Source organism: Rhizobium sp. X9 (genome assembly GCF_018873185.1).
GTDB lineage: Bacteria > Pseudomonadota > Alphaproteobacteria > Rhizobiales > Rhizobiaceae > Agrobacterium > Agrobacterium oryzihabitans.
In genome coordinates, this window is the sequence record NZ_CP071311.1 from 2,518,558 (window position 1) to 2,539,874 (window position 21,317).

The following is a 21,317-nucleotide window of genomic DNA, read 5'->3' on the forward strand; positions in this document are numbered from 1 at the left end:
TTCAAAGACCCCGGCCATGAAGATCGCGATAGGCTTTCTGCGCACCGTGTTGCGGCAGCGCCGTCGCCTCGTGAACGCCACGCGCCACCGCGCGCGCCATAACAATAGTGGAGAGGTGGCAGAGTTCCGCGAAATGCGCGCCGCCCTCAAGCGGCTTCTCACCGGTCGCAGCCGCAAACATGGTGTCGCCATCACTCGGCAGATGGGCGGGCAGCACGGCGCGCGCCAGCCCGTCATGCGCCATGATGGAAAGGCGATGCGCCTGCGCTTTGGTGAGAACCGCGTCGGTCACAACCGCACCGATGGTCGTCGCCGTCAGGGTCACACCCTTCAGACGAAGCGCTGTATCGTCCGCCGTGAAGCGGGCGGGGAAACCGCAATCGCCAAACTCGCCCTGCACCTCAAAAGGTGCGGACCAGAAATGGCGGCTTGTGCCGACAGTCGCGGAACCGAGCGCGTTGACGGCGACGATGGCCGCCACCGTGTATCCGCCGGAACTGACAGCGCTTGCCGAACCAAGCCCGCCCTTGAAGGTGGCTGTGGTTGCCCCCGTTCCCGCGCCAACTGTTCCAAGCTCGAAGGGTTCCGCACGCGCCGCCCTGAAAGCCGCATATCCCATCTCGCGATAGGGCGAATGGAGGCCCCAGTCCTTGTCGCCGCCATTCAGCAGGTCCATCAGGATCGCCTGCGGCACAATGGGAACACGGGTGGAACCGACTTGCAGGCCGCGCCCGATCTCGCGCAGCCCGGCCTGAACACCACCCGCCGCATCCAGCCCGAAGGCCGAACCGCCCGACAATACGAAGGCATCCACGGTTTCCACCGTCATCGCCGGGTCGAGCAGGCCGGTATCACGCCCGCCGGGAGCCCCGCCGAGAACCGAACCCGAGGCGATTGCGGGCTTGTTGAAAACAATCGCGGTAACGCCGGAGCCCAGTGAAAGATCGGTGACATTGCCGACCGAAACGCCAGCGATATCCGTCAGAAGATTGTTGCGTGCCGCCATGCCATTCCCCTTTTCTCCCGGTATCCCGCCGCCACGGGACACTGTCAACGCAAAAGGTGACATGTCCGATGAAGGCGGCAGACCGCGATCAGGAGAAAACCGCCGTCCCGATAACAGGTGTCGAGGGAATGGCCATGTCCCTCGCCTCCAGCGGCCCGGACAGGAATGCCTGATGGCCAGCCTCGATGGCGCGGGCGAAAGCTTCCGCCATGCCGACCGGATCCCCCGCGCCTGCAACCGCAGTGTTGAGCAGAACGGCATCGTAGCCAAGCTCCATGACAGTCGCCGCATGTGACGGCCGGCCGATACCGGCATCGACGATCAGCGGCACATCCGCAAACCGCGCCCGCATCGATTTCAGCGCCATCGGATTGAGCGGCCCCATGGCGCTGCCGATTGGCGCGCACCAGGGCATCAGCACCTTGCAACCCGCATCCAGGAGCTTTTCGGCGACGACAAGATCGTCCGTCGTATAGGGAAAAACCTCGAAACCATCGTCGCAGAGAATTTTCGCCGCCTCGACAAGCGCAAAGACATCGGGCTGCAGCGTGTCGTGATGGCCGATGACCTCCAGCTTGACCCAGTTGGTGTGAAAAACATCGCGGGCCATCTTCGCCGTCAGCACCGCTTCCTTCACAGTATGACAACCGGCCGTGTTTGGCAGGATGTAGCGATCCAGTTCGCGGATCAGTTCGAAAAACTGACCGGCCTTTTTGCCGCCCGCCGTTTCCCGGCGCAGCGAAATCGTCAGAATATCCGTATGGCTGGCCCGCACTGCATCGGCAAGCACGGCGGGAGACGGATAACGCGCCGTGCCGAGCAGAAGGCGGGAAGAGACCTCACGGCCGTAAAGTGTCAACATGGCCTCAACCTCCCTGCATCGGCGAGAGGATTTCGACACGGTCGAACGCCCTCAGTTGATAATCGGCGCGCTCTTCCGAATGCACCAGCTCGCCATTGACAGCCGTCGCCAGCCAGTCGCCTTCGTAATCGAGGCTGGCGAGCAGCCCGGCCAGCGTCTCTGCGGAGAGATCAAGCTCGTCGCCATTGACCAGAAGTTTCATGATCCTGTTCCTTTTGAGAGAGAGTCTGGCAGACGGTGTCAGCCGCCTGCCGCGCGATAGCCGGCGAGAGCAGAAAGCCATGCCGGTGCGCGCCGTTGATGAAAATGATCCGGCCGTCTTGCGTGACTTTGGGCAGATTGTCGGGATAAGCGGGGCGCACGCCCGTGCCGGTCTCGATGATTTCCGCTTCCCCGAAGGCCGGATGCACCGCATAGGCGGCGTTCAGGAACTCCATCATCGAGCGCGCGGAAATGGCACCCGCATCCTCCGTTTCGATCATCGTCGCACCCACCATGAAACGGCCCGGCTCACGCGGCACGATGTAAAGCGGAATGCGCGGATGCAGCAGCCGGACGGGACGGGACAGGGAAACCTCTGACGTGGCGAGATAAAGCATCTCTCCCCGCACCCCGCGAAGGTTGGCAATCTCACCCACCGCCGCGGGGCCGGTGCAATCCACCACCCGGTCGAACGGTCGTTCATCCACCGGGATGCCCATGTGAAACCGCACACCCATGGTGCAAAGCCGCTCATAGAGCGATTTCAGCGCAAGGCGCGGATCGAGATGCCCCTCGCCCGGAAAATAAAGCCCGGAGCAAAACCGCCCGGCAAGATCGGGCTCCAGAGCGGCGATTTCACCCTCATCCACCCAGCGATAGCCACCGGTCCGCGATGCGAAACGCGAAAGCTCCGCTTTGTCGCGGGCGGGCGCGACAACCAGCGTGCCGTGCCGGACGACAAGGCCGGAGGTCGCTTCGTCCCACCAGTCGAGCGCCGCCTGGCCGAGCGTCAGAACCGCCTCTTCCGCATTCTCGCGCTCGCACCATGGCGCCAGCATACCGCCGGCATACCACGATGCGCCGCGCGAGGGTTCGGCATTGCGCTCGCAAACCTCCACGGTAACGTCGTTCCGTGCCAGTTCGAAGGCCGCCGTCAGACCGGCGACCCCCGTTCCCTTGACAAGGACACGCATGCTACTGGCCGTCCACCGGGGCGGCGAGCGGCATATATAGCTCGCCACCTTCCTTGAAGCGCGCGGCCATGGCCTCCAGCCCCTCTTTCTGCGCCTCGGCGCGGATATCGTGGGAAATCCGCATCGAGCAGAATTTCGGCCCGCACATGGAGCAGAAATGCGCGACCTTGTGCGCCTCTTTCGGCAGTGTCTCGTCATGGAAGGAACGCGCCGTATCCGGGTCGAGCGACAGGTTGAACTGATCTTCCCAGCGGAACTCGAACCTTGCACGCGACAGCGCATCGTCCCGCACCTGCGCGGCCGGATGGCCCTTGGCTAGATCGGCGGCGTGGGCAGCGATCTTGTAGGTGATGACACCGACCTTCACGTCGTTACGATCAGGCAGGCCAAGATGTTCCTTCGGCGTGACGTAGCAGAGCATCGCCGTGCCGAACCAGCCAATCATCGCGGCCCCGATGCCGGAGGTGATATGATCGTAACCGGGGGCGATATCGGTGGTCAGCGGCCCGAGCGTATAAAAGGGTGCCTCGCCGCAGGTCTTCAACTGCTTGTCCATGTTCTCCTTGATCTTGTGCATCGGCACATGGCCGGGGCCTTCGATCATGACCTGGCAGTCCTTGGCCCAGGCGATCTGCGTCAGCTCGCCCAGCGTCTCCAGTTCTGCAAATTGCGCCGCGTCATTGGCGTCGGCAATCGAGCCGGGCCGCAGGCCGTCACCCAGCGAGAAGGAAACGTCATAGGCGCGGCAGATGTCGCAGATCTCATCGAAATGCTCATAGAGGAAACTCTCCTTGTGGTGATGCAGACACCACTTGGCCATGATCGAACCACCACGCGACACGATGCCGGTGACGCGGTTGACGGTGAGCGGGATGTAATGCAGCCGAACGCCGGCATGGATGGTGAAGTAATCCACACCCTGCTCCGCCTGTTCGATCAGCGTATCTCGGAACACCTCCCAGTTCAGGTCTTCGGCAATGCCGTTGACCTTTTCCAGCGCCTGATAAAGCGGCACGGTGCCGATCGGCACCGGCGAATTGCGGATGATCCATTCGCGGATATTGTGGATGTTGCGCCCGGTCGAAAGGTCCATGACGGTATCGGCGCCCCAGCGGATCGCCCAGACCATCTTCTCCACCTCTTCGGCCATGGAGGAGGTGACGGCGGAATTGCCGATATTGGCGTTGATCTTCACCAGAAAATTGCGACCGATGATCATCGGCTCGAGTTCCGGGTGGTTGATGTTGGCGGGGATAATGGCACGGCCCGAAGCAACTTCCTGACGAACGAATTCAGCCGTTACGTAGTCGGGGATCTGCGCGCCAAAACTCTCGCCATCGCGGATCAGCTTCTCTTTCGCAGCTTCGCGTCCGAGATTTTCCCGGATGGCGATGAATTCCATTTCCGGCGTGATGATGCCGGCACGCGCATAGGCAAGCTGCGTCACGGCCTTGCCCCCCGTTGCCCTGAGCGGTTGATGGCGGACGGAAAATTCAGGCGTCAGGCGCTCGCCGGTTGCAAAGCCGTTATCCTCCGGCTTGACGTGCCGGCCGTCATAAGCCTCGACATCGCCACGCGCCACAACCCAGTCGTGACGCAGACGCGGCAGGCCCTTTTCGATCAGAACGGCGTGTGAAGGATCGGTATAGGGACCCGAGGAATCATAGATCGTCACCGGCGGTTCGCCGGCGGTCGGGTGAACGGCGATCTCGCGCATCGGCACGCGGATATGCGGATGTAAAATTCCGCTTTTATGGGTTTTCGTGGAGGCGGGATGCGGCCCGGTTGTAACTGAAAGCGGGATATTCTTGGCAGCGATATTCATCATGAGGCTCCAAAGTTTGACAGTGGAGACCCAGTTCGAGCCGGAATGATGGAAAATACCGAAGTGCCGACACTGGACGCCATACGCCAGCCGACCTTCGGTCTTTGCACCGTCCCTACGCCAGTATGAACTGGATCAGGTTCAACGGGTCACTGCGCAAGAAAGCAGAATCTCAGCCCCTTGACGGGACACCCCTGGTGAATGGAGGATAGCAAAAGACACCACCCGACATTTGTCAAGGGCGCGGATCAATGCTTGGCAACGGTGCGTGAATGTCGCATGTTGCCGTCAGCTGTAGTTAACCTAACGGTTTAGGTGAATATTATCGTTTGCAACGTAACGATAAGCACAAACCATCCTAATGTGAAATTCACGGGAGATACGTTGGAATGAATGCGACTATTCGTGAAATACTGGCAAAATTCGGCCAGCTTCCCACCCCCGTCGATACGATTGAAAATGAAGCCGATCTTTATGCGGCCGGCCTTTCTTCCTTTGCATCGGTGCAATTGATGCTGGGTATCGAGGAAGCTTTCGATATCGAATTCCCGGACAACCTCCTCAACCGCAAGTCCTTTGCAAGCATCAAGGCCATCGAAGACACCGTTAAGCTCATCCTGGACGGCAAAGAGGCCGCCTGATGAACGTAACCGTATCGCCGCAGGATGAAACACTGTCGGCGCGCGCGAACCGTGTCGCGACGATCGCCGCCAAACATGCGGACGAGGTGGATGTCACCGGCCGCTTCCCTGAGGAGGCTGTCGATGCATTGAAGCGGGAACGCCTGCTGGGCATCCAGATCCCCTCCTCCCTTGGCGGCGAAGGGGCCTCCCTGCAGGAAATCGCCGATATCTGTGCCCGGCTTGGCCAGGCCTGTTCGGCAACCGCGATGATTTTCGCCATGCACCACATCAAGGCATCCAGCCTTGTGGAACATGGCGAGGCAAGCGCTTGGCATGCAGGCTTCATGAGCCGCATTGCAAACGAGCAGCTTCTGCTTGGCTCTGCGACGACCGAAGGCGGCATCGGCGGCAATCTGCGCAATTCAATCTGCGCCATCGAGGTCGACGGAGACTTCTGCCAGCTGGAGAAGGACGCCACCGTCATTTCCTATGGCAGCAATGCCGATGCCATCCTCATCACCTCCCGCTCCCACAAGGATGCCGCGCCCGCCGATCAGGTGATGACCGTCTTCCTGAAAAATCAGTACACGCTCGAAAAAACCCATGTCTGGGATACGCTTGGCATGCGCGGCACCTGTTCGGACGGTTTCCTGTTTCGCGGCGAAGCGCCGGCAGTGCAGATATTCCCGAAACCATTTGCTGAAATCGCGGCGCAATCGATGCTTGCAAGCTCCCATCTGCTGTGGAGCGCCGTCTGGTACGGTATCGCGTCCGACGCCGTGCTGCGCGCCCAGTCCTTTGTGAGAGCAGCGGCGCGCAAGTCACCCGGCGTCGCTCCGCCCGGCGCGATCCGACTTGCTGAAGTTTCCACCAAACTGCAGGTGGTCAAATCCAACATCATCGCCGGCATCAAGGCTTACGAGGACACCAAGAGCGACCCGGACAAGCTCATGTCCATGGCCTTTGCAGTGGCCATGAACAATGTGAAGATCTGCTCTTCTGAAACCATTCTTCAGATCATCGACCACGCCATGCTGGTCTGCGGCATCATGGGTTACAAGAACGGTACGCCCTACAGCCTCGGCCGGCACCTTCGCGATGCGCATTCCGCCCGCCTGATGATCTCCAATGACCGTATTCTCGGTAACTCCGCCAATCTCCTGCTGGTTCACAGGCAGGACACCAGCCTTTTGGGATAAGACCATGGACATGCAAACATCCTTTCTCGATCGACTGTTCGAAGAGGGCCTGCTGATTGAAACGGGTGTGGACGGTCTTTACGGGCGCAGCGGCCAGTTCGAGGACGTCATTGCCGCATTCGAACGGCTGATCGACCGCACGGGCGGCGCTGACGGCGCGGAAGCAATCCGTTTTCCGCCGGGCATCAACCGCGCCTATTTCGAAAAAAGCGGCTACATGAAGAGCTTTCCGCAGCTTGCCGGCACGGTCCACTCCTTCTGTGGCTGCGAGCTCGACCATGTCAGCCTGCTGAAAACCATGGATGAGGGCGGCGACTGGACCAAGGATCAGAAAGCCACCGACATCGTGCTGACGCCGGCGGCCTGCTACCCGCTTTATCCGACGATTGCCAAGCGCGGCGCGCTGCCTTTCGGCGGCGGTCTCTACGACATCCAGTCCTATTGTTTCCGCCATGAGCCCTCCAAGGACCCCGCGCGTCAGCAGCTTTTCCGCATGCGTGAATATGTTCGCATGGGCACGGAGAGCGATGTGACCGAATTCCGCCAGACATGGATGGATCGCGGCGTGGCGATGATGGAAGCCGTGGGGCTCGATGTCACCATCGATGTGGCCAACGATCCCTTCTTTGGCCGCGCGGGTAAGATGCTGGCCAACAACCAGCGTGACCAGAACCTGAAGTTCGAACTGCTGATCCCCGTCACATCCGCCACCAACCCGACGGCCTGCATGAGTTTCAACTATCATCAGGACGCCTTTGGCCAGAAATGGGATTTGAACCTCGACAATGGTGACGTGGCCCATACCGCCTGCGTCGGTTTCGGTCTTGAGCGCATTGCACTGGCGCTCTTTGCCCATCACGGTCTTAATGTGAAGCAATGGCCTTCCAAGGTCGTGGAAACGCTCTGGGGCTGATCGTTCATGCGGCAGATTTTCCCCGGTCTCGATCCCAGAAATCATGTGCAGCATCCGCTTCATTCGTCAGAGCGAATGTGGCCGGAAACCAATTGCTACATCGATTTGTGGATCGAGGTGCTGGCCGCCAAGGGGCTGCCGCCGGAAGCCATGTTCGGTTTCACCCTGACGCAGGATTTCGAAGGCGACCAGTTCACCTTCTTCAAAGTGCCGCTGGAAGATCTCGAAGCGCTTTATGGCGTTCGCGCCACCGAACTTGCGATCTTCGACCGGGTGGAAAACCACATCGAGGCGCAGCTGGAACGCGGCCGCATCTGCCTGATCGAGATGGACAGCTTCTATATGCCCGATACCCATGGGGTGGGTTACCAGAAGGAGCATGGCAAGACCACCATTGCCATCAACCGGCTCGATCTGGCGACGCGGGAACTCGACTATTTCCACAATGCCGGTTTTTTCCACTTATCGGGCGAAGACTTTGACGGCCTGTTCCAGCATCATCTGCAGGAAACCGACCCGCCATTCCTGCCCTATACGGAATTTGCAAAATTCGCGGACGGCGATCCTTCACCGGCCCATATCCGCAAGACAGCCGAACGGCTGCTGAAATTTCATTTTTCAAGACGCCCTTCCGCCAACCCGGTCAGGGCTTTCGCGGCCGTGTTTCCGGCCCAGGTGGAAAAGGTCGCAGACAGGCCATTCGGCTTTTTCCACAAATACGCCTTCAACACGCTGCGCCAGCTCGGCGCCAATTTCGAACTGGCGGCAAGCCACCTCGATTGGCTGGACAAGGACGGCTTTTCTGAAGCGAGAGATCATGCGCTTCGCCTCTCTGAGGTCGCCAAGACCGTGCAGTTCCAGCTTGCCCGCGCCGTTACGCGCCGCAAGTTCGATGCGCTTGCCGCCGTGCTCGATCCGGCTGCGGATGCATGGGATGGCCTGATGGACAGCCTTGCTGCGAAACTGTCGAACGCCAGCGAGGCCGCGTGAGGATCTACCTTCCGGGCGAAAGCGTAGAATTGCTGAGCGAAGGCTGGACGCTGACGCTGACGCCGGCCGATGCCTTCGAGACGCCGTCGGATATTTCCGCAACCCTTGAAAGCCTTAACGTATCCGTTCCGAGCACTGTGGCGCAGGCCTTGGAAATGGCCGGAAAATTCGATCGCATTGCCCCGGCAGCCCTCAACGACAGGGACGCCTGGTATCGCCTGACGATGATTTCCGATGTCCGCGAAAGGGCAATCCTGCGCTTCGATGGCCTGTCGACAATTGCGGAAATCTTCTTCAACGGCGAATTGATCGCGGCCAGTCAGAGCATGTTCGAAAGGCTGGAGGTTCCAGTCAAGCTGACGGGTGCGGACGAACTGTCGATCTGCTTCCGGGCGCTTGCGCCGAGGCTTGAAAAAACCGGCCCGCGCGCCCGCTGGCGGCCACAGATGATGAACACGCAGGGTCTGCGGCTCATCCGGACAACGGCACTCGGCTATATGCCCGGCTGGTGCCCGGAAATCCATGCTGCCGGCCCATGGCGACCCATCAGCCTGATAAGGCAGGACGGAGTTCTCTGCACAGCCCGATCCTCACTGGATGAAACCGGCACCGGCAAGCTGGCTATTGCACTGGAAACAGACCGCACCGTTGCAACCACACGCCTGATCTGTGCCGGATACAGCACCGATCTTTCGAGCATTGAAAATGGCAAATTCTCCGGCGAACTTCACATACCGGGCGTCGAAACCTGGTGGCCGCACACGCATGGCAGACCGGCTCTCCACGAGATCATTCTGGAGCTGGACGGCAAACAACACCGTCTCGGACGGACCGGCTTTCGAAATCTCGAGATCGATCACGGCGAGGACGGCAACGGTTTCGGGCTGAGGGTAAACGGACAATCCGTTTTCTGCCGTGGTGCGGTCTGGACGACGGCAGACATTGTGCGTCTGCCGGGATCGAGACCGGATTACGAACCATGGCTCAGGAAAGCTGCCGAAGCCGGCATGAACATGATCCGCGTTGGCGGCACCATGGCTTATGAGACGCCGGAATTCTTCACGCTCTGCGACGAACTCGGCATCATGGTCTGGCAGGACGCCATGCTCGCCAATTTCGATTACCCGGCAAAGGACGAAGCCCTCCGCCAGCATATCGTCACGGAAATCTCGCAGTTCCTTGAGACGACGGCCCTTTCTCCCTCGCTCGCCGTCTTTTGCGGCGGCAGCGAAATGTACCAGCAGGGCGCAATGCTCGGTCTGCCGGAGCAAATCTGGAAAGGAACGCTCACCGAGGAAATCCTGCCGGAAGTGGTGGTCGAGAAACGGCCGGACACGGTCTATGTCGCCAACTCACCCTCGGGTGGCGCATTGCCCTTCTTCCCCAACGCCAGGGTCGGCCATTATTATGGCGTCGGCGCCTATTGCCGTCCGCTGGAAGATGCCCGCCGGGCAGATGTGCGCTTTGCCGCCGAGTGCCTCGCCTTCGCCAATATTCCCGAGCAGGAAACCCTTGACAGACATCTTCCCGCGCTGGCGGTGCATGATCCGCGATGGAAGGCCCGCGCGCCACGCGATCGCGGCGCCTCCTGGGATTTCGAGGATGTTCGCGACCATTATCTAAAACTGCTATACGACGTCGAACCGGATGTGCTGCGCCGCGAGGATGGCGGTCTCTATCTCGACATGTCCCGCGCCGCCACGGCCGAAGTCATGGAAGCAACCTTCGCCGAATGGCGCCGCGATGCTTCTTCGTGCCAGGGTGCCCTGGTCTGGACCCTGCAGGATCTGGTGCCCGGCGCAGGCTGGGGTGTCATCGACGCCACCGGCAGGCCGAAATCCGTGTGGTATGCGCTGAAAAGAGCATTTCGCCCGATACAGCTCAGTCTTTCCGATGAGGGCACAAACGGGCTGGACATTCATCTCATCAACGAAACCGGCAACGGCCTTGAAGCAATGCTGGAGCTGACCTGCCTGCGCGACGGCACACAACCCGTCGTCCACGCCAAACGGCCGCTGACGCTTTTGCCGCGACAGAGCCAGACCATCGCCGCAACGGGCATGTTCGGCGCCTTTTTCGACACCACCTACGCCTATCGTTTCGGCCCGCCATCCCATGATGTCACGGTTGCCCGGCTTCGTGATATGGCGACCGGACATGTCATCGCCGACGCCTTCCATTTTCCGCTTGGCCGGAAAAAGGCGCTGCATGCCGCCAATCTTCAGGTGGCAGTGCGCGAGGAAAATGGCGGCTGGTCACTGGAAATCAGCACGGACCGGCTGGCTCAATCCGTCCATGTCACGACGGAAGGTTACCGTGCCTCGGAAAACTGGTTCCATCTCGCCCCCGGCGAGAGCAGGAAAATCGCCCTATTGCCGGAGACTACGGCATCCGAAACGCTGCCTTCCGGCGAGGTGATGTCACTGGGGTCGAGCCGGCGATTTTCCTTTTAAAGCCAGTCGCTTCACCGCATCGATATAGGTTTTTCTCGCTTCAGGCGTCGAGAGATTGTGGTCGGCATCGGGAATGATGGTCAGCGAAACATTCCGATAGGCCGACAGTCCCCTGCCATCGGCATCGAAATAATACTGAAAATGCTCAAGCCCGTCGTCATTGTCGCTGTAAAGCAGGCTGATGGCGGTGTTCTGCGCCTTCAACCTGTCAAAGGCACCGTAGACGGCGCGCCCTTCCTCGCTTCCCCTGCGGAAAAGCCTCGCCGTTTTTGTCTTGAGCTTCTTGAGCGTCGCCTTGACGATGTTCAGCCCGGCGCTCACAACATCGACATCGCCGCTGATGAGGCGCTTGAATGTAGCGCCCTGACGAAAACGCTGGCTGTATTCACCGAAGGAGCGCGGCCGCTTGTGCAGCGCCTCATCAACCGAGCGGCCTTTCTGCCAGTGGAAGACGACCGGATTGACCGCGACGACGGCGCTGATCCTGTCATCGGCGAGCGCGCCGTTGAAGGCGAGATAAGCGCCGCTGCAGCGGCCCGCGGCAATCAAGGGTCCTTTGCCGCGCCGGCCAAGGAAATCGAGCGCCGCTGCAACATCGTCATTCTGCGCGACATCGTAGAGAACCTGATCGGGCACGCTCTTGACGGGAGGGCTGTCGGCAATATTGGCCGCATCGAACCGGAGCGAGGCGATGCCCTCGCGCGCAAGGGTGCGGGCCGTCTGCACGGAAAGCCTGCCCCAGCCCGCATGCCGGTCATAGGCCGCGCCAAGAAGAAGGACCGAAGAGACTGCCTGCCGATCGTCTGGCTCGCAAAAAACACCGAAAAGCCGACCGCCTTCGCCAAATTGTACCGGCTGCTCGAAGAACCCGCGACCGTGCTGGGGGGCGTTGATGGTAAAATCCGACCGCCGGCCCACCGCATCCCCGGCGCGGGCCCTGGACAGCACCCAGTCATGAAGCCGGTTCACCACATCGCCGGATATTTTCGACAGCGTCGGGCTGGAGACGAGATCGTCATAGCCGGAAAACTCCGCCTCCTCCACCTCACCGCCGATTGTGGCGAGGCGTTTTGCTAAATCGCCGTCGGTCACCCGGCCTGACCTCGACAGGACCAGAATGGCGCGTGCCGGAGCGGCATCCAGATTTGAAAGATTGACCTTCTTGATCCCGTCGGCAACACCCGCCGGCATCACCATGCCCGCAATCGCGCCAGCCTCCGCAATGCGCTGTTCTGGGCGAAGACCAAGTCCATCATCGATCATGGAAGACCACATGGCCAGCTCGCGAAGATAGGCGCGACCGGAGACAACGGGGGCCAGAAGCGCCATGGAACCCACAGCGGCCTCACCGGCAAGCGCCTGTGCGGCGATCAGGCAACCAAGGCCCTGGGCGATAACGGCCACTCGGGAACAGCCGGAAAGACGTTTGAGATAGTCAAGCGCCGCCCGCGTGTCGGAAAGCCAGTCCGCCGTCCGGCCCATGTCTTCCGGATCAAGCGCATCACCTGCACCGTGATAATCGAACCGCAGACTGGCGACACCCGATGCGGCCAGCCGCTCGGCCAGAACCCGCTGAAACTTGCGGCTGCACAGCTCCTCCATGCCCCAGGGGCTGACGAAAAGAACCGCATGATCCTGTTTAACGTCTTTGCGCACCGGATGGAAAATACCCGTGCACCCTTCAAAAGAAACCGGATGCGCGATCACCCCATCCGATGCAATGCCTGAAAGCGACAACGTATCAAAGGAGGGTTCATTGCCGGCGCGCTCTGAAATATCTATCGCCATCAACCTTGCCATTATTGCGCCAGTGGGTGGCTCAGACATTCATCGGGTTCACTATACAGAAGTCTCATAACGCCTGTTCAACAATAAAAACAGTAACATTAGAGAAATATAGAAATACCGCCGTGTTCCATATGTCGCAAAAGCGGCGTGACAAGGGAACATGCCGATAGGCTGGCCAGCGTACGGCCCAGGCGCTATTTTGCTCGAAACCGCTTGAATATACTGATAAATAGCGAATCTCATACCTATTTGCAGGAGGAGGTTCCGCCGCCTGGCAGCCCGATCGTCTTGACACCGCGCAAACCAACACGCCGGGCCTGGCCCGACCGGTCATAGAAGTTTTATATGGAACAAAGCCTTACGCGTTACATCTGGTCGCACACAAGGCGGCAGCAGCTTTTCATCCTGCTGATCGTCGCCCTGTCCATGATCCCTTACTTCCTCGCATTCGATCTGCCCAAGCAGATCGTCAACGGTCCCATTCAGGGAGACGGTTTCGAGGGGGCGAACGCAACGCAGCTTTTCATGCATCTCACGGTCGATATTCCCTATTGGGGCACCGTGACATTGTTCCCCGGGCTTGAGCTCAACCGCATGTCGATGCTGATGGCGCTCAGCCTCACCTTCCTTGCGCTTGTCATCATCAACGGGCTCTTCAAATATTACATCAATACCTACAAGGGCCGCCTCGGCGAACGGCTTCTCCGTCGTATCCGTTTTGAACTGATCGACAGAATCCTCCGGTTTCCGCCCACGCATTTCAAGCGCGTCAAGGGCGCCGAAATCTCCAGCATGGTGAAGGACGAGGTCGAGCCGCTGGGCGGGTTTACCGGCGATGCCTTTGTGCAGCCGGCGCTTCTCGGCGGTCAGGCGCTTTCAGCACTCTTCTTCATCCTCGTGCAGAATTTCTGGCTGGGTCTGATCGCGGCCTTCATGGCCGCCATCCAGGTGGGCATCATTCCCAAGATGCGACGCCGCCTCATCGAACTGGGGCGGCAGCGGCAGCTGAGCGCGCGCCAGCTTGCCGGGCGCATCGGCGAAATGGTTGACGGCATCGGCACCATCCACGCCTATGATACGTCTAATTTCGAGCGCGCCGATGCCTCGCACCGGCTCGGCGACATTTTCAAGATCCGCTACGATCTCTACCAGTGGAAGTTTCTGGTCAAATTCATCAATAACTTCCTCGCACAGCTCACTCCTTTCTTCTTTTACGCGCTCGGCGGTTATCTCACGCTCAAGGGCAGTCTCGATGTCGGCCAGCTGGTCGCCGTCATCAACGCCTATAAGGAACTGCCCGGGCCGCTGAAGGAACTGATCGACTGGGATCAGGCGCGTCAGGACGTCCAGGTTAAATACGAGCAGGTCTTCGAACAGTTCAACGCGCCAAACATGATCGATGACAAGGTCCAAAAACTGTCCCCGGGAAGCGTCGCGGCAATCACCGCGCCGATCGTGGTCACCAATCTGACGCTCGAAGACGATAGCGGCAGCCGGCTTCTTGAGCAGGCAACGTTGAAGATCGAACCGGGCGAAGTAATCGCGATCGTTGGCGGCTCAGGAGCCGAGGCTTTAGCGGATGCGATCGGCCGCACACTTTGGCCGACTTCCGGCAAGATCAGCATCAACGACGTCGACATATTGGAACTGCCGGAATCGCTGACGGGACGACGCATCTCCTATGTCTCCTCGGACAGTTATTTTTTTCACGCCAGCCTCAAGGACAACCTGCTTTACGGCCTGAAACACGCACCACTTGCGGACAAGGATTATGAAGGTGCCGCGCTGGAACATCGCAAATGGGAAATCCGCGAAGCCAAGATGGCGGGCAATCCGCTGATCGACATCAACGGCGAATGGATCGATTATGCTTCGAGCCCGGCGAGTGACGGTCGGCCGGAAAATCTCATCCAGGCCATTCTGGCAGTCCTCGACAGCGTCGAACTCTCGCAGGATATTCTGGAATTTGCGCTGCGCTCGTCCATCGATCCACTGACCGACCTGCATCTGGCCGCCCGCATCGTGGAATTGCGGCATGTTCTGCGCGCCGAACTGGAAAAGGAGAACCTGAGCGGTCTCATCGCGCCCTTCGAGCTGGAGAGCTACAACAGCGAAGCGACTGTTGGTGAGAACCTGCTGTTTGGCACCATGCGGGACTCCACCCAGACAATCAGGACCGTCATCGAAAGTGACTATTTCCGCTCGCTTATGCGTGAGACCGGCCTCGTCAAAACCCTGTTCGAGATGGGTTACACGATCGCGGAAAACATCGTGGAAATCTTCGCAGATCTGCCGGGCGATCACCCCTTCTTCCAGCAGCTCACATTCATGACGCCGGATGATATCCCGGTCTATCAGCAAATGCTGCAACGCCTTCAGGGTCGCGGTTTCGACGAGGCCAATGAAAGCGAAAAGCGCGCAATGCTGCGGCTGAGCTTCTTCTACATCGAACCCAGGCAGCGTTTCGGCCTTCTGTCACCGGAGATCATGAACCGGATCGTCGAAGTACGGCACATGTTCCATGAAAACCTGCCCGACAGCCTGAAGAACGTGATCGAAATCTACGATCCGACAAAATACATGAGCGCCACCAGCCTCCTGGACAATATTCTCTTCGGCAAGGTCAGCCATCGTTATACGGATGCCTCGCGGCGCATCACCCGCATCGTCGCGGATGTCATGCGCAAGCAGGGCGTTTACGAGCGCGTTCTGGCAGTGGGTCTGGATTTCAATCTCGGCGCCGGCGGCAAGCGGCTCGGGCCTCTCCAGCGTCAGAAGCTCAACCTTGCAAGGGCATTGATCCGCAAGTCCGATTATTACGTCTTCAACCGCCCTCTCCCCGGCCTTGATCCCCGGCAGCAGGAGGAAATTGTCGAACGGGTCATCACACTCCTGCAACAGAACAACAATAACCCCTCGATCGTATGGGTTCTGTCCAATGCAACGCTCTCGCGTATGTTTGGCCGGGTCATCGTTGTCCACCAGGGCCTGATCACCGCCGACGGAAGTTACGAGACTCTCGCGGAGGAAAACGGTACATTCAAGGAAATGGTCGCAACATAAATCAAAGAATGTGGCCGAGGTGGAACAGGAACAGGGTAAGGCAATGCTATTCAAAGACGAAATTCAGATGTTGAAACGGGTCCCATTTTTTTCGGAAATGGAACCGTCAAAACTTAAACTGCTCGCATTTGCATCAGACCGCGTGTCCTATCACACCGGTGATGTTCTGTTCCGGCAGGGAGATGTCGGAGATGCGGCCTACGTTCTTTTGACCGGAAAAGTCGATGTTCTGGTCGATTCCCCATCGGGCACGCTGAAAGTGGCCGAAATGACCGGCAATGCGATCGTCGGCGAAATCGCCATCCTCTGCGACAGCGTCAGAACGGCAACCATCCGCGCTTCGACCGATGTGGAAGCGCTGCGGATCGGCAAGGAACAGTTCTTCAAGCTCATGTCCGATTTCCCCGACATCACGATCAAGGTCATGCGCGTTCTTGCCGAACGCCTCACCCAGACGACGACGGAACTGAGCAAAGCACGCGCAAACGCCAGAACATGAGCGACAATTCCTTGCTACCGTGACGGGCGATATTGGAAAAATAAATGTCGCACCATTGCAATATAAATGAAATGCTGACTGAATAAGGGCAAAGGCATCCGCCAGAAAATGGCGGATATAAGAATCTTTAGAGACAACGGGCTTCATGGGAGGAAAGCGTGCAAGATTCCGTTGTTATTGGGGTGTGTCATGGCGTTCGATTCCGACACAGCAAGTCGGGAAAGTAATAGAAATTTTCGGGTAAAGATCTGGGGTGCGCGGGGAACGCTTCCTGTTTCAGGTGAAAACTTCCGAAAATACGGCGGAAATACCATCTGCATCGAGGTACGATGCGGAGATCACGTTCTTTTGTTCGACGCAGGATCGGGGCTGCACCCCGCCGGTCTGGCGTTGCGGGCGGAAGGCATTACCGACGTCAACCTGTTCTTCTCGCACTGTCATTACGACCATATTGTCGGCTTCCCCTATTTCAAGCCGTTTTATAACAGCTCCAATGATGTCGCCATCTGGTCAGGTCACCTCTCCGGCACCATGACGACACGGCAAATGCTCCGCGAATTCATGAGCCCGCCGTGGTTCCCCGTGCCGCTGGAAGTCTGCTGCGCAAAGATGGCGACGCGGGACTTCATGCCGGGTGATGCGCTCGATGTTCATCCGGGACTGACGATCAGGACCGGAATGCTCAACCATCCAGGCAACGCCATCGGTTACCGTCTGGACTGGGAAGGAAAATCCCTCGCCATCATCACCGATACCGAACACGAGCCGGGCAATACCGACAATAACGTCCTCGATCTGATCAGGGACGTCGATCTTTTCCTCTATGACGCCATGTTCACCGAGGAGGAGATGAGCCTTTACCGCGGTTATGGCCACTCATCCTGGCAGGAGGCAATCCGCCTCGCAAAGCTCGCGGGCGCGAGAAATGTCGGCTTCATCCATCATGCCCCAAGCCGCAGCGACGACGAACTGGACGATATCGAAAAACAGGCAAAGTCTCAGTTCAGCGGCGCATTCGCGGCCATGGATGGCCAGATTATAGAACTCTGATCACAACTTTGCGCTGATCGCAGCCTGACCTGCCAAACGGTTTTTCGAAGGCCTGCTTCGACAGCCTTGCCATGAGACAGGCATTCGAACACGCACAATTGACCGATTCCGATCGATTGCTCCACGATATTGCCACGAGGCGGCCTGCACTAAAGCAATCGCCACCACATATTGCATTTGATTCTACGCCGAATGGCCATTTGACGGGATTTGCATGATCCGTTTCTTTTCGGAGACCAATTTGAGACGCGCCCGGATTTTATCCGGCCTCATCATATTTGCTTTCGTCTTTTCCCATCTTTTCAACCATTCCCTTGCACTCATCTCCATCGATACCGCCGAGCGGGCACGGAAATGGTTCAGCCTGATCTGGCTCAATCCCGTCAGCAGCCTGCTTTTTTACGGGTCGGTTCTGGTGCATGTCTGTCTTGTCCTGCGCTCGCTTTATCAGCGTCGAACCCTGCGCATGCCGCTTCGTGAAGCGCTTCAGGTCATATTCGGCCTGTCGATCCCATTTCTGATCATTGGCCATGCCGTCAATATCCGTGTATCGCATATGCTTTATGGCATTGATGTCGGCTACTACTCGGTCATCCGCCGGCTGTGGATCAACAATCCGATACAGGGCATGTGGCAAAGCCTCGCATTGATCGTGATCTGGGTTCACGGATGCATCGGCCTCTATTTCTGGCTGCGTTACCGGGACTGGTATCCGCGCATAGCCGGGCTGTTCATGACGGTGGCGGTGATGCTTCCCCTTTTGGCACTCCTCGGCTTCAGCGATGCGGGCCGCTGGCTGGCGGAGATCGATCAAAAATACGCCCTTCCTCCCGGGCTGACCGACAATACCATTCAGAAAGACGAACTGCCGCTGCAACGGGAAATGGAGACGCGGATCCGCTTTATCACCGGCGCGACGGAGACCCTGTTCGCCGGCGCAGTGATGCTGGTATTCGTGCTGCGCGGTGTGCGCAGCTTCCGGCAACGGCTGACGGCCATCGAAATCCGCTACGAACATGGCGCGCAGGCGCGTGTACCGGCAGGGCTCAGCATTCTGGAAGCCAGCCGGCTGGCGGGCATCCCGCATTATTCCGTCTGTGGAGGCAAAGGACGTTGCTCGACCTGCCGTGTCAGAGTTGTCGGCAGCAAGGGTCCGCTTCCGCCTCCCGGAGATATCGAGCAAACCACGTTGAGGCGTATCCATGCCGATTCGGATGTGCGCCTCGGCTGTCAGTTGCGGCCCAACCATGATCTCGGAGTTGCACTTCTCGTATCGCCACCGCAACAAAGCGACCTGCCGGCGGATGCCCAACCCGCACGACCCGGCACGGAAGAGGAGATCGCCATCCTATTCTGCGATCTGCGCAATTTCACCACGCTTTCCGAAGCCAAGCTGCCCTACGACGTCGTATTTCTCCTGAATCGCTACTTCACCATCGTCGGCCAGGCCGTCGAACAGGCTGGCGGCCATCTCGACAAATTTATCGGCGACGGCGCCATGGCCCTCTTCGGACTTGGCGATAACGCGGAAAATGCCTGCCGCAATGCCATGAAGGCGGCCGCGATCATCCTGCGGGAACTTTCCATCCTGAACGAGGGTCTGGAAAAGCAGTTTGCCGTCCGGCTGGAAGTGGTGGTCGGCATCCACGTCGGCCCGACAATCGTCGGCATCATGGGGTATGGCGCGGCGAAGACCCTGACCGCGATTGGTGACACTGTAAACGTCGCCAGCAGGCTGGAGTCCAAGGCAAAGGAATTCGGCGCCGCCATCGTCGTTTCCGAACCGGCCATCATTCAGGCGGGCCAGGAAATCTCCGATCTGCGAAGTGAGAAAATCGCCATTCGCGGACGAAACTCGCAAATGAAGGTCTTCCTGCTCTCCAAGGAAGAGAGCGAACGCTATCTATGAGACAAGCCCCCGCGCGCCTGCTGGCAGGCCGCTTGGTCTCAAATCTTTCGGTAGAGAAAATAGCGGTCGGTCGGCACGCTTTCCGGCACCGGCAGCGGCTTCAACACGGGATGATCAAGAGGCAGACCGCTGACCGCAACGCCTCCCTTTGCGAGCATGCCCGCAGCGAGATCAGGAAGCCACGTCAGGGTGATGGCATCCTTCTCGGAATAGCCGGTACCGATATCGGCATGCACCAGCGCCGCCTCAGCACCGATGAAGGCCGGAGCGGTTTGCGATATTTCGCCGATCACGAGATCTTCCTGAGGCGGAACGGAGGAGGCGTGTGCCCCCATGGCCCTGTCGAAGGCAACGATACGGCGCTCCGGAAACAGTTCCCGCAAATGGTTGAATGTGCGCCCGTTTCCAAGCCCGATTTCCATAATCGCGCCCTCCGGAAGATCCAGATCGGCCTCGACGTGGTTGAGGATATCCCGCTGCGCGGTCAACCGGCGAATGAAACTGTCCAGTCTGCTCATATTCCGTCCGTTCATGAATGCCTGATGAGGGCTATCAGGCCTTGATGATGTGTTTTGCGACTATATCCCGGCGCGCGAAGACATTTCGCGTATCGATGATCAGCGGCGACCACTCGCAAAGAGCGGCATAGTCGACATTGTCGTGATCCGTCGCGACGAGAACGGCATCAAAGGCGCCGATCGACTGCCTGTCCCATGCCACGGATTTCATGCCCATCAGGTGGCTATATTCCCGGGTTTTCGGGATTTCAGCCACGTGCGGATCATAATAGGCAGCTTCGCCGCCACGCTCCTGGATGAGCTCGATGAGTTTCAGCGAGGGACTTTCACGAATATCGGGCACGTTCTTCTTGTAGGCGAGACCGACGACCAGCACCTTCGAGCGGCTGAGCGCCTTGCCGGAATGGATATCGAGCGCTTCCGCCACCCGCCCGATGACATGGCGCGGCATGCCGGTGTTGATTTCGCCGGCAAGTTCGATGAACCGCGTCGGCAACTCGTATTCCCGCGATTTCCAGGTGAGATAGAAAGGGTCGATCGGTATGCAATGGCCACCGAGACCCGGACCGGGATAAAACGGCATGAAACCGAACGGCTTGGTTTTCGCCGCGTCGATCACTTCCCAGATATCGATGCCCATTGCCTCATAGACGACCTTGAGTTCGTTGACGAGGGCGATATTGACGGCGCGAAAGACGTTTTCGGTAATCTTGACGGCCTCGGCCGTGGCGTTTGTGGAAACCGGAACGATCTTCTTGACCACCGAACCGTAGAAGGCGGCCATCAGTTTTCCGGCAGCCTCACCATCGCCTGCAACGACCTTTGGAATGGTCGAGGTCTCGAAATCGCGATTGCCGGGATCTTCCCGCTCGGGGGAAAAGCCGATGAAGAAATCAACGCCGGAGACAAGCCCGGTGCTTTCCAGAATGGTCTTTACCACACCGTCGGTCGTGCCGGGATAGGTGGTGGATTCCAGAACGACGAGCTGCCCCTTGCGCAGATGCGCGGCAATATCCCGGCAGGTCTTTTCAACGTAGGAAAGATCCGGCTCGCGATATTTCGTCAAGGGCGTCGGCACGCAGATGGCGATTACATCACATTCGGCCAGTCTGGAAAAATCGGAGGTTGCGACGAAGCCGTCACCCCGCCGGACACTTGAAAGCACGTCGTCCGACACGGCCTCGATATAGCTCCGGCCCGCATCGATCGCGGTGATTTTACCGGGATCGATATCAAAACCGATGACCTTGAAACCGGCCTTGGCAATTGTCATGGCAAGCGGCAGGCCGACATAGCCAAGGCCGATCACGCCCGCTCTGGCGCTCTTGTTTTCGATGCTGGAAAGCAGGTTCTGGGAGACATCTGGGGAAGTCAAAGCGTGTCACGCTCCGCGCATGTGCAAAAGATGCCTTTCAGTTGGGCAAGAATGGCCGGGCTGTCAAGG

General features: G+C 58.9%; 17 protein-coding genes and 1 riboswitch. Of the genes, 9 read left to right on the plus strand and 8 right to left on the minus strand.

Going from position 1 to position 21,317, the window contains the following annotated elements:
• Nucleotide 1: 1 nt before the first annotated feature.
• From JZY08_RS12245 to thiC, 5 genes are all read right to left on the minus strand, one after another.
• Entirely contained in the window at nt 2-1,006 is a 1,005-nt protein-coding gene (locus tag JZY08_RS12245; RefSeq protein WP_216330295.1) for a P1 family peptidase, read from the minus strand.
• A gap of 88 nt (nt 1,007-1,094) precedes the next feature.
• The gene (locus JZY08_RS12250) at nt 1,095-1,868 is read right to left on the minus strand and encodes a thiazole synthase (RefSeq protein ID WP_216330296.1); all 774 of its coding nucleotides are present in this window, start codon (nt 1,866-1,868) and stop codon (nt 1,095-1,097) included.
• Nucleotides 1,869-1,872: 4 nt separating this feature from the next.
• A complete protein-coding gene (thiS, locus tag JZY08_RS12255) occupies nt 1,873-2,070 on the minus strand; it encodes a sulfur carrier protein ThiS (protein ID WP_216330297.1) in 198 nt (65 codons plus the stop codon).
• Nucleotides 2,039-3,043, minus strand: coding sequence for a glycine oxidase ThiO (thiO, locus tag JZY08_RS12260; RefSeq protein WP_216330298.1), 1,005 nt, complete (start codon nt 3,041-3,043; stop codon nt 2,039-2,041). Before thiO ends, thiS begins: the two co-directional genes overlap by 32 nt.
• 1 nt (nt 3,044) lies before the next feature.
• On the minus strand, nt 3,045-4,868 hold the full coding sequence (gene thiC / locus JZY08_RS12265) for a phosphomethylpyrimidine synthase ThiC (RefSeq protein ID WP_216331560.1): 1,824 nt from the start codon (nt 4,866-4,868) through the stop codon (nt 3,045-3,047).
• Nucleotides 4,869-4,962: 94 nt separating this feature from the next.
• Nucleotides 4,963-5,074, minus strand: a riboswitch (TPP riboswitch).
• A gap of 183 nt (nt 5,075-5,257) precedes the next feature.
• On the opposite strand from thiC, the gene JZY08_RS12270 reads away from it, so the two are divergent.
• From JZY08_RS12270 to JZY08_RS12290, 5 genes are read left to right on the plus strand one after another with little or no spacing between them, the layout of a single operon-like run.
• Nucleotides 5,258-5,509 (plus strand): acyl carrier protein, encoded by a 252-nt coding sequence (locus JZY08_RS12270; RefSeq protein WP_003492279.1) that lies wholly within the window; start codon nt 5,258-5,260, stop codon nt 5,507-5,509.
• Nucleotides 5,509-6,690, plus strand: a complete 1,182-nt coding sequence (locus JZY08_RS12275) for an acyl-CoA dehydrogenase family protein (RefSeq protein WP_216330299.1) — start codon at nt 5,509-5,511, stop codon at nt 6,688-6,690. Before JZY08_RS12270 ends, JZY08_RS12275 begins: the two co-directional genes overlap by 1 nt.
• Before the next feature lie 4 nt (nt 6,691-6,694).
• Complete coding sequence (locus tag JZY08_RS12280; protein WP_216330300.1) at nt 6,695-7,603, plus strand: amino acid--[acyl-carrier-protein] ligase; 909 nt, start codon at nt 6,695-6,697, stop codon at nt 7,601-7,603.
• A gap of 6 nt (nt 7,604-7,609) precedes the next feature.
• A complete protein-coding gene (locus tag JZY08_RS12285) occupies nt 7,610-8,593 on the plus strand; it encodes a DUF1839 family protein (protein WP_216330301.1) in 984 nt (327 codons plus the stop codon).
• Entirely contained in the window at nt 8,590-11,046 is a 2,457-nt protein-coding gene (locus JZY08_RS12290; RefSeq protein WP_216330302.1) for a glycoside hydrolase family 2 protein, read from the plus strand. Before JZY08_RS12285 ends, JZY08_RS12290 begins: the two co-directional genes overlap by 4 nt.
• On the opposite strand, the gene JZY08_RS12295 is transcribed toward JZY08_RS12290, so the two are convergent.
• Nucleotides 11,014-12,834 carry an alpha/beta hydrolase gene (locus tag JZY08_RS12295; protein WP_216330303.1) on the minus strand — a complete coding sequence of 607 codons (1,821 nt, stop codon included), beginning with the start codon at nt 12,832-12,834 and terminating at the stop codon, nt 11,014-11,016. The two genes, JZY08_RS12290 and JZY08_RS12295, sit on opposite strands and share 33 nt — an antisense overlap.
• Before the next feature lie 345 nt (nt 12,835-13,179).
• Between JZY08_RS12295 and JZY08_RS12300 the strand changes: the two genes are divergently transcribed.
• The 4 genes from JZY08_RS12300 to JZY08_RS12315 all read left to right on the plus strand — a co-directional run bounded on the left by JZY08_RS12300 (nt 13,180) and on the right by JZY08_RS12315 (nt 19,355).
• Entirely contained in the window at nt 13,180-15,897 is a 2,718-nt protein-coding gene (locus JZY08_RS12300; RefSeq protein WP_216330304.1) for an ABC transporter ATP-binding protein, read from the plus strand.
• Nucleotides 15,898-15,940: 43 nt separating this feature from the next.
• Nucleotides 15,941-16,396, plus strand: coding sequence for a cyclic nucleotide-binding domain-containing protein (locus tag JZY08_RS12305; RefSeq protein ID WP_035222069.1), 456 nt, complete (start codon nt 15,941-15,943; stop codon nt 16,394-16,396).
• 348 nt (nt 16,397-16,744) lie between these two features.
• The gene (locus tag JZY08_RS12310; protein WP_216330305.1) at nt 16,745-17,446 is read left to right on the plus strand and encodes an MBL fold metallo-hydrolase; all 702 of its coding nucleotides are present in this window, start codon (nt 16,745-16,747) and stop codon (nt 17,444-17,446) included.
• Nucleotides 17,447-17,660: 214 nt separating this feature from the next.
• Nucleotides 17,661-19,355 carry an adenylate/guanylate cyclase domain-containing protein gene (locus JZY08_RS12315; RefSeq protein ID WP_216330306.1) on the plus strand — a complete coding sequence of 565 codons (1,695 nt, stop codon included), beginning with the start codon at nt 17,661-17,663 and terminating at the stop codon, nt 19,353-19,355.
• 38 nt (nt 19,356-19,393) lie between these two features.
• Here the strand turns inward: JZY08_RS12315 and JZY08_RS12320 are convergent, their stop codons facing one another.
• Together JZY08_RS12320 and JZY08_RS12325 are read right to left on the minus strand one after the other, a co-directional pair.
• Nucleotides 19,394-19,873 (minus strand): class I SAM-dependent methyltransferase, encoded by a 480-nt coding sequence (locus JZY08_RS12320; RefSeq protein ID WP_216330307.1) that lies wholly within the window; start codon nt 19,871-19,873, stop codon nt 19,394-19,396.
• A 34-nt stretch (nt 19,874-19,907) separates the two neighbouring features.
• The gene (locus tag JZY08_RS12325; RefSeq protein WP_216330308.1) at nt 19,908-21,248 is read right to left on the minus strand and encodes a nucleotide sugar dehydrogenase; all 1,341 of its coding nucleotides are present in this window, start codon (nt 21,246-21,248) and stop codon (nt 19,908-19,910) included.
• Nucleotides 21,249-21,317: the final 69 nt, after the last annotated feature.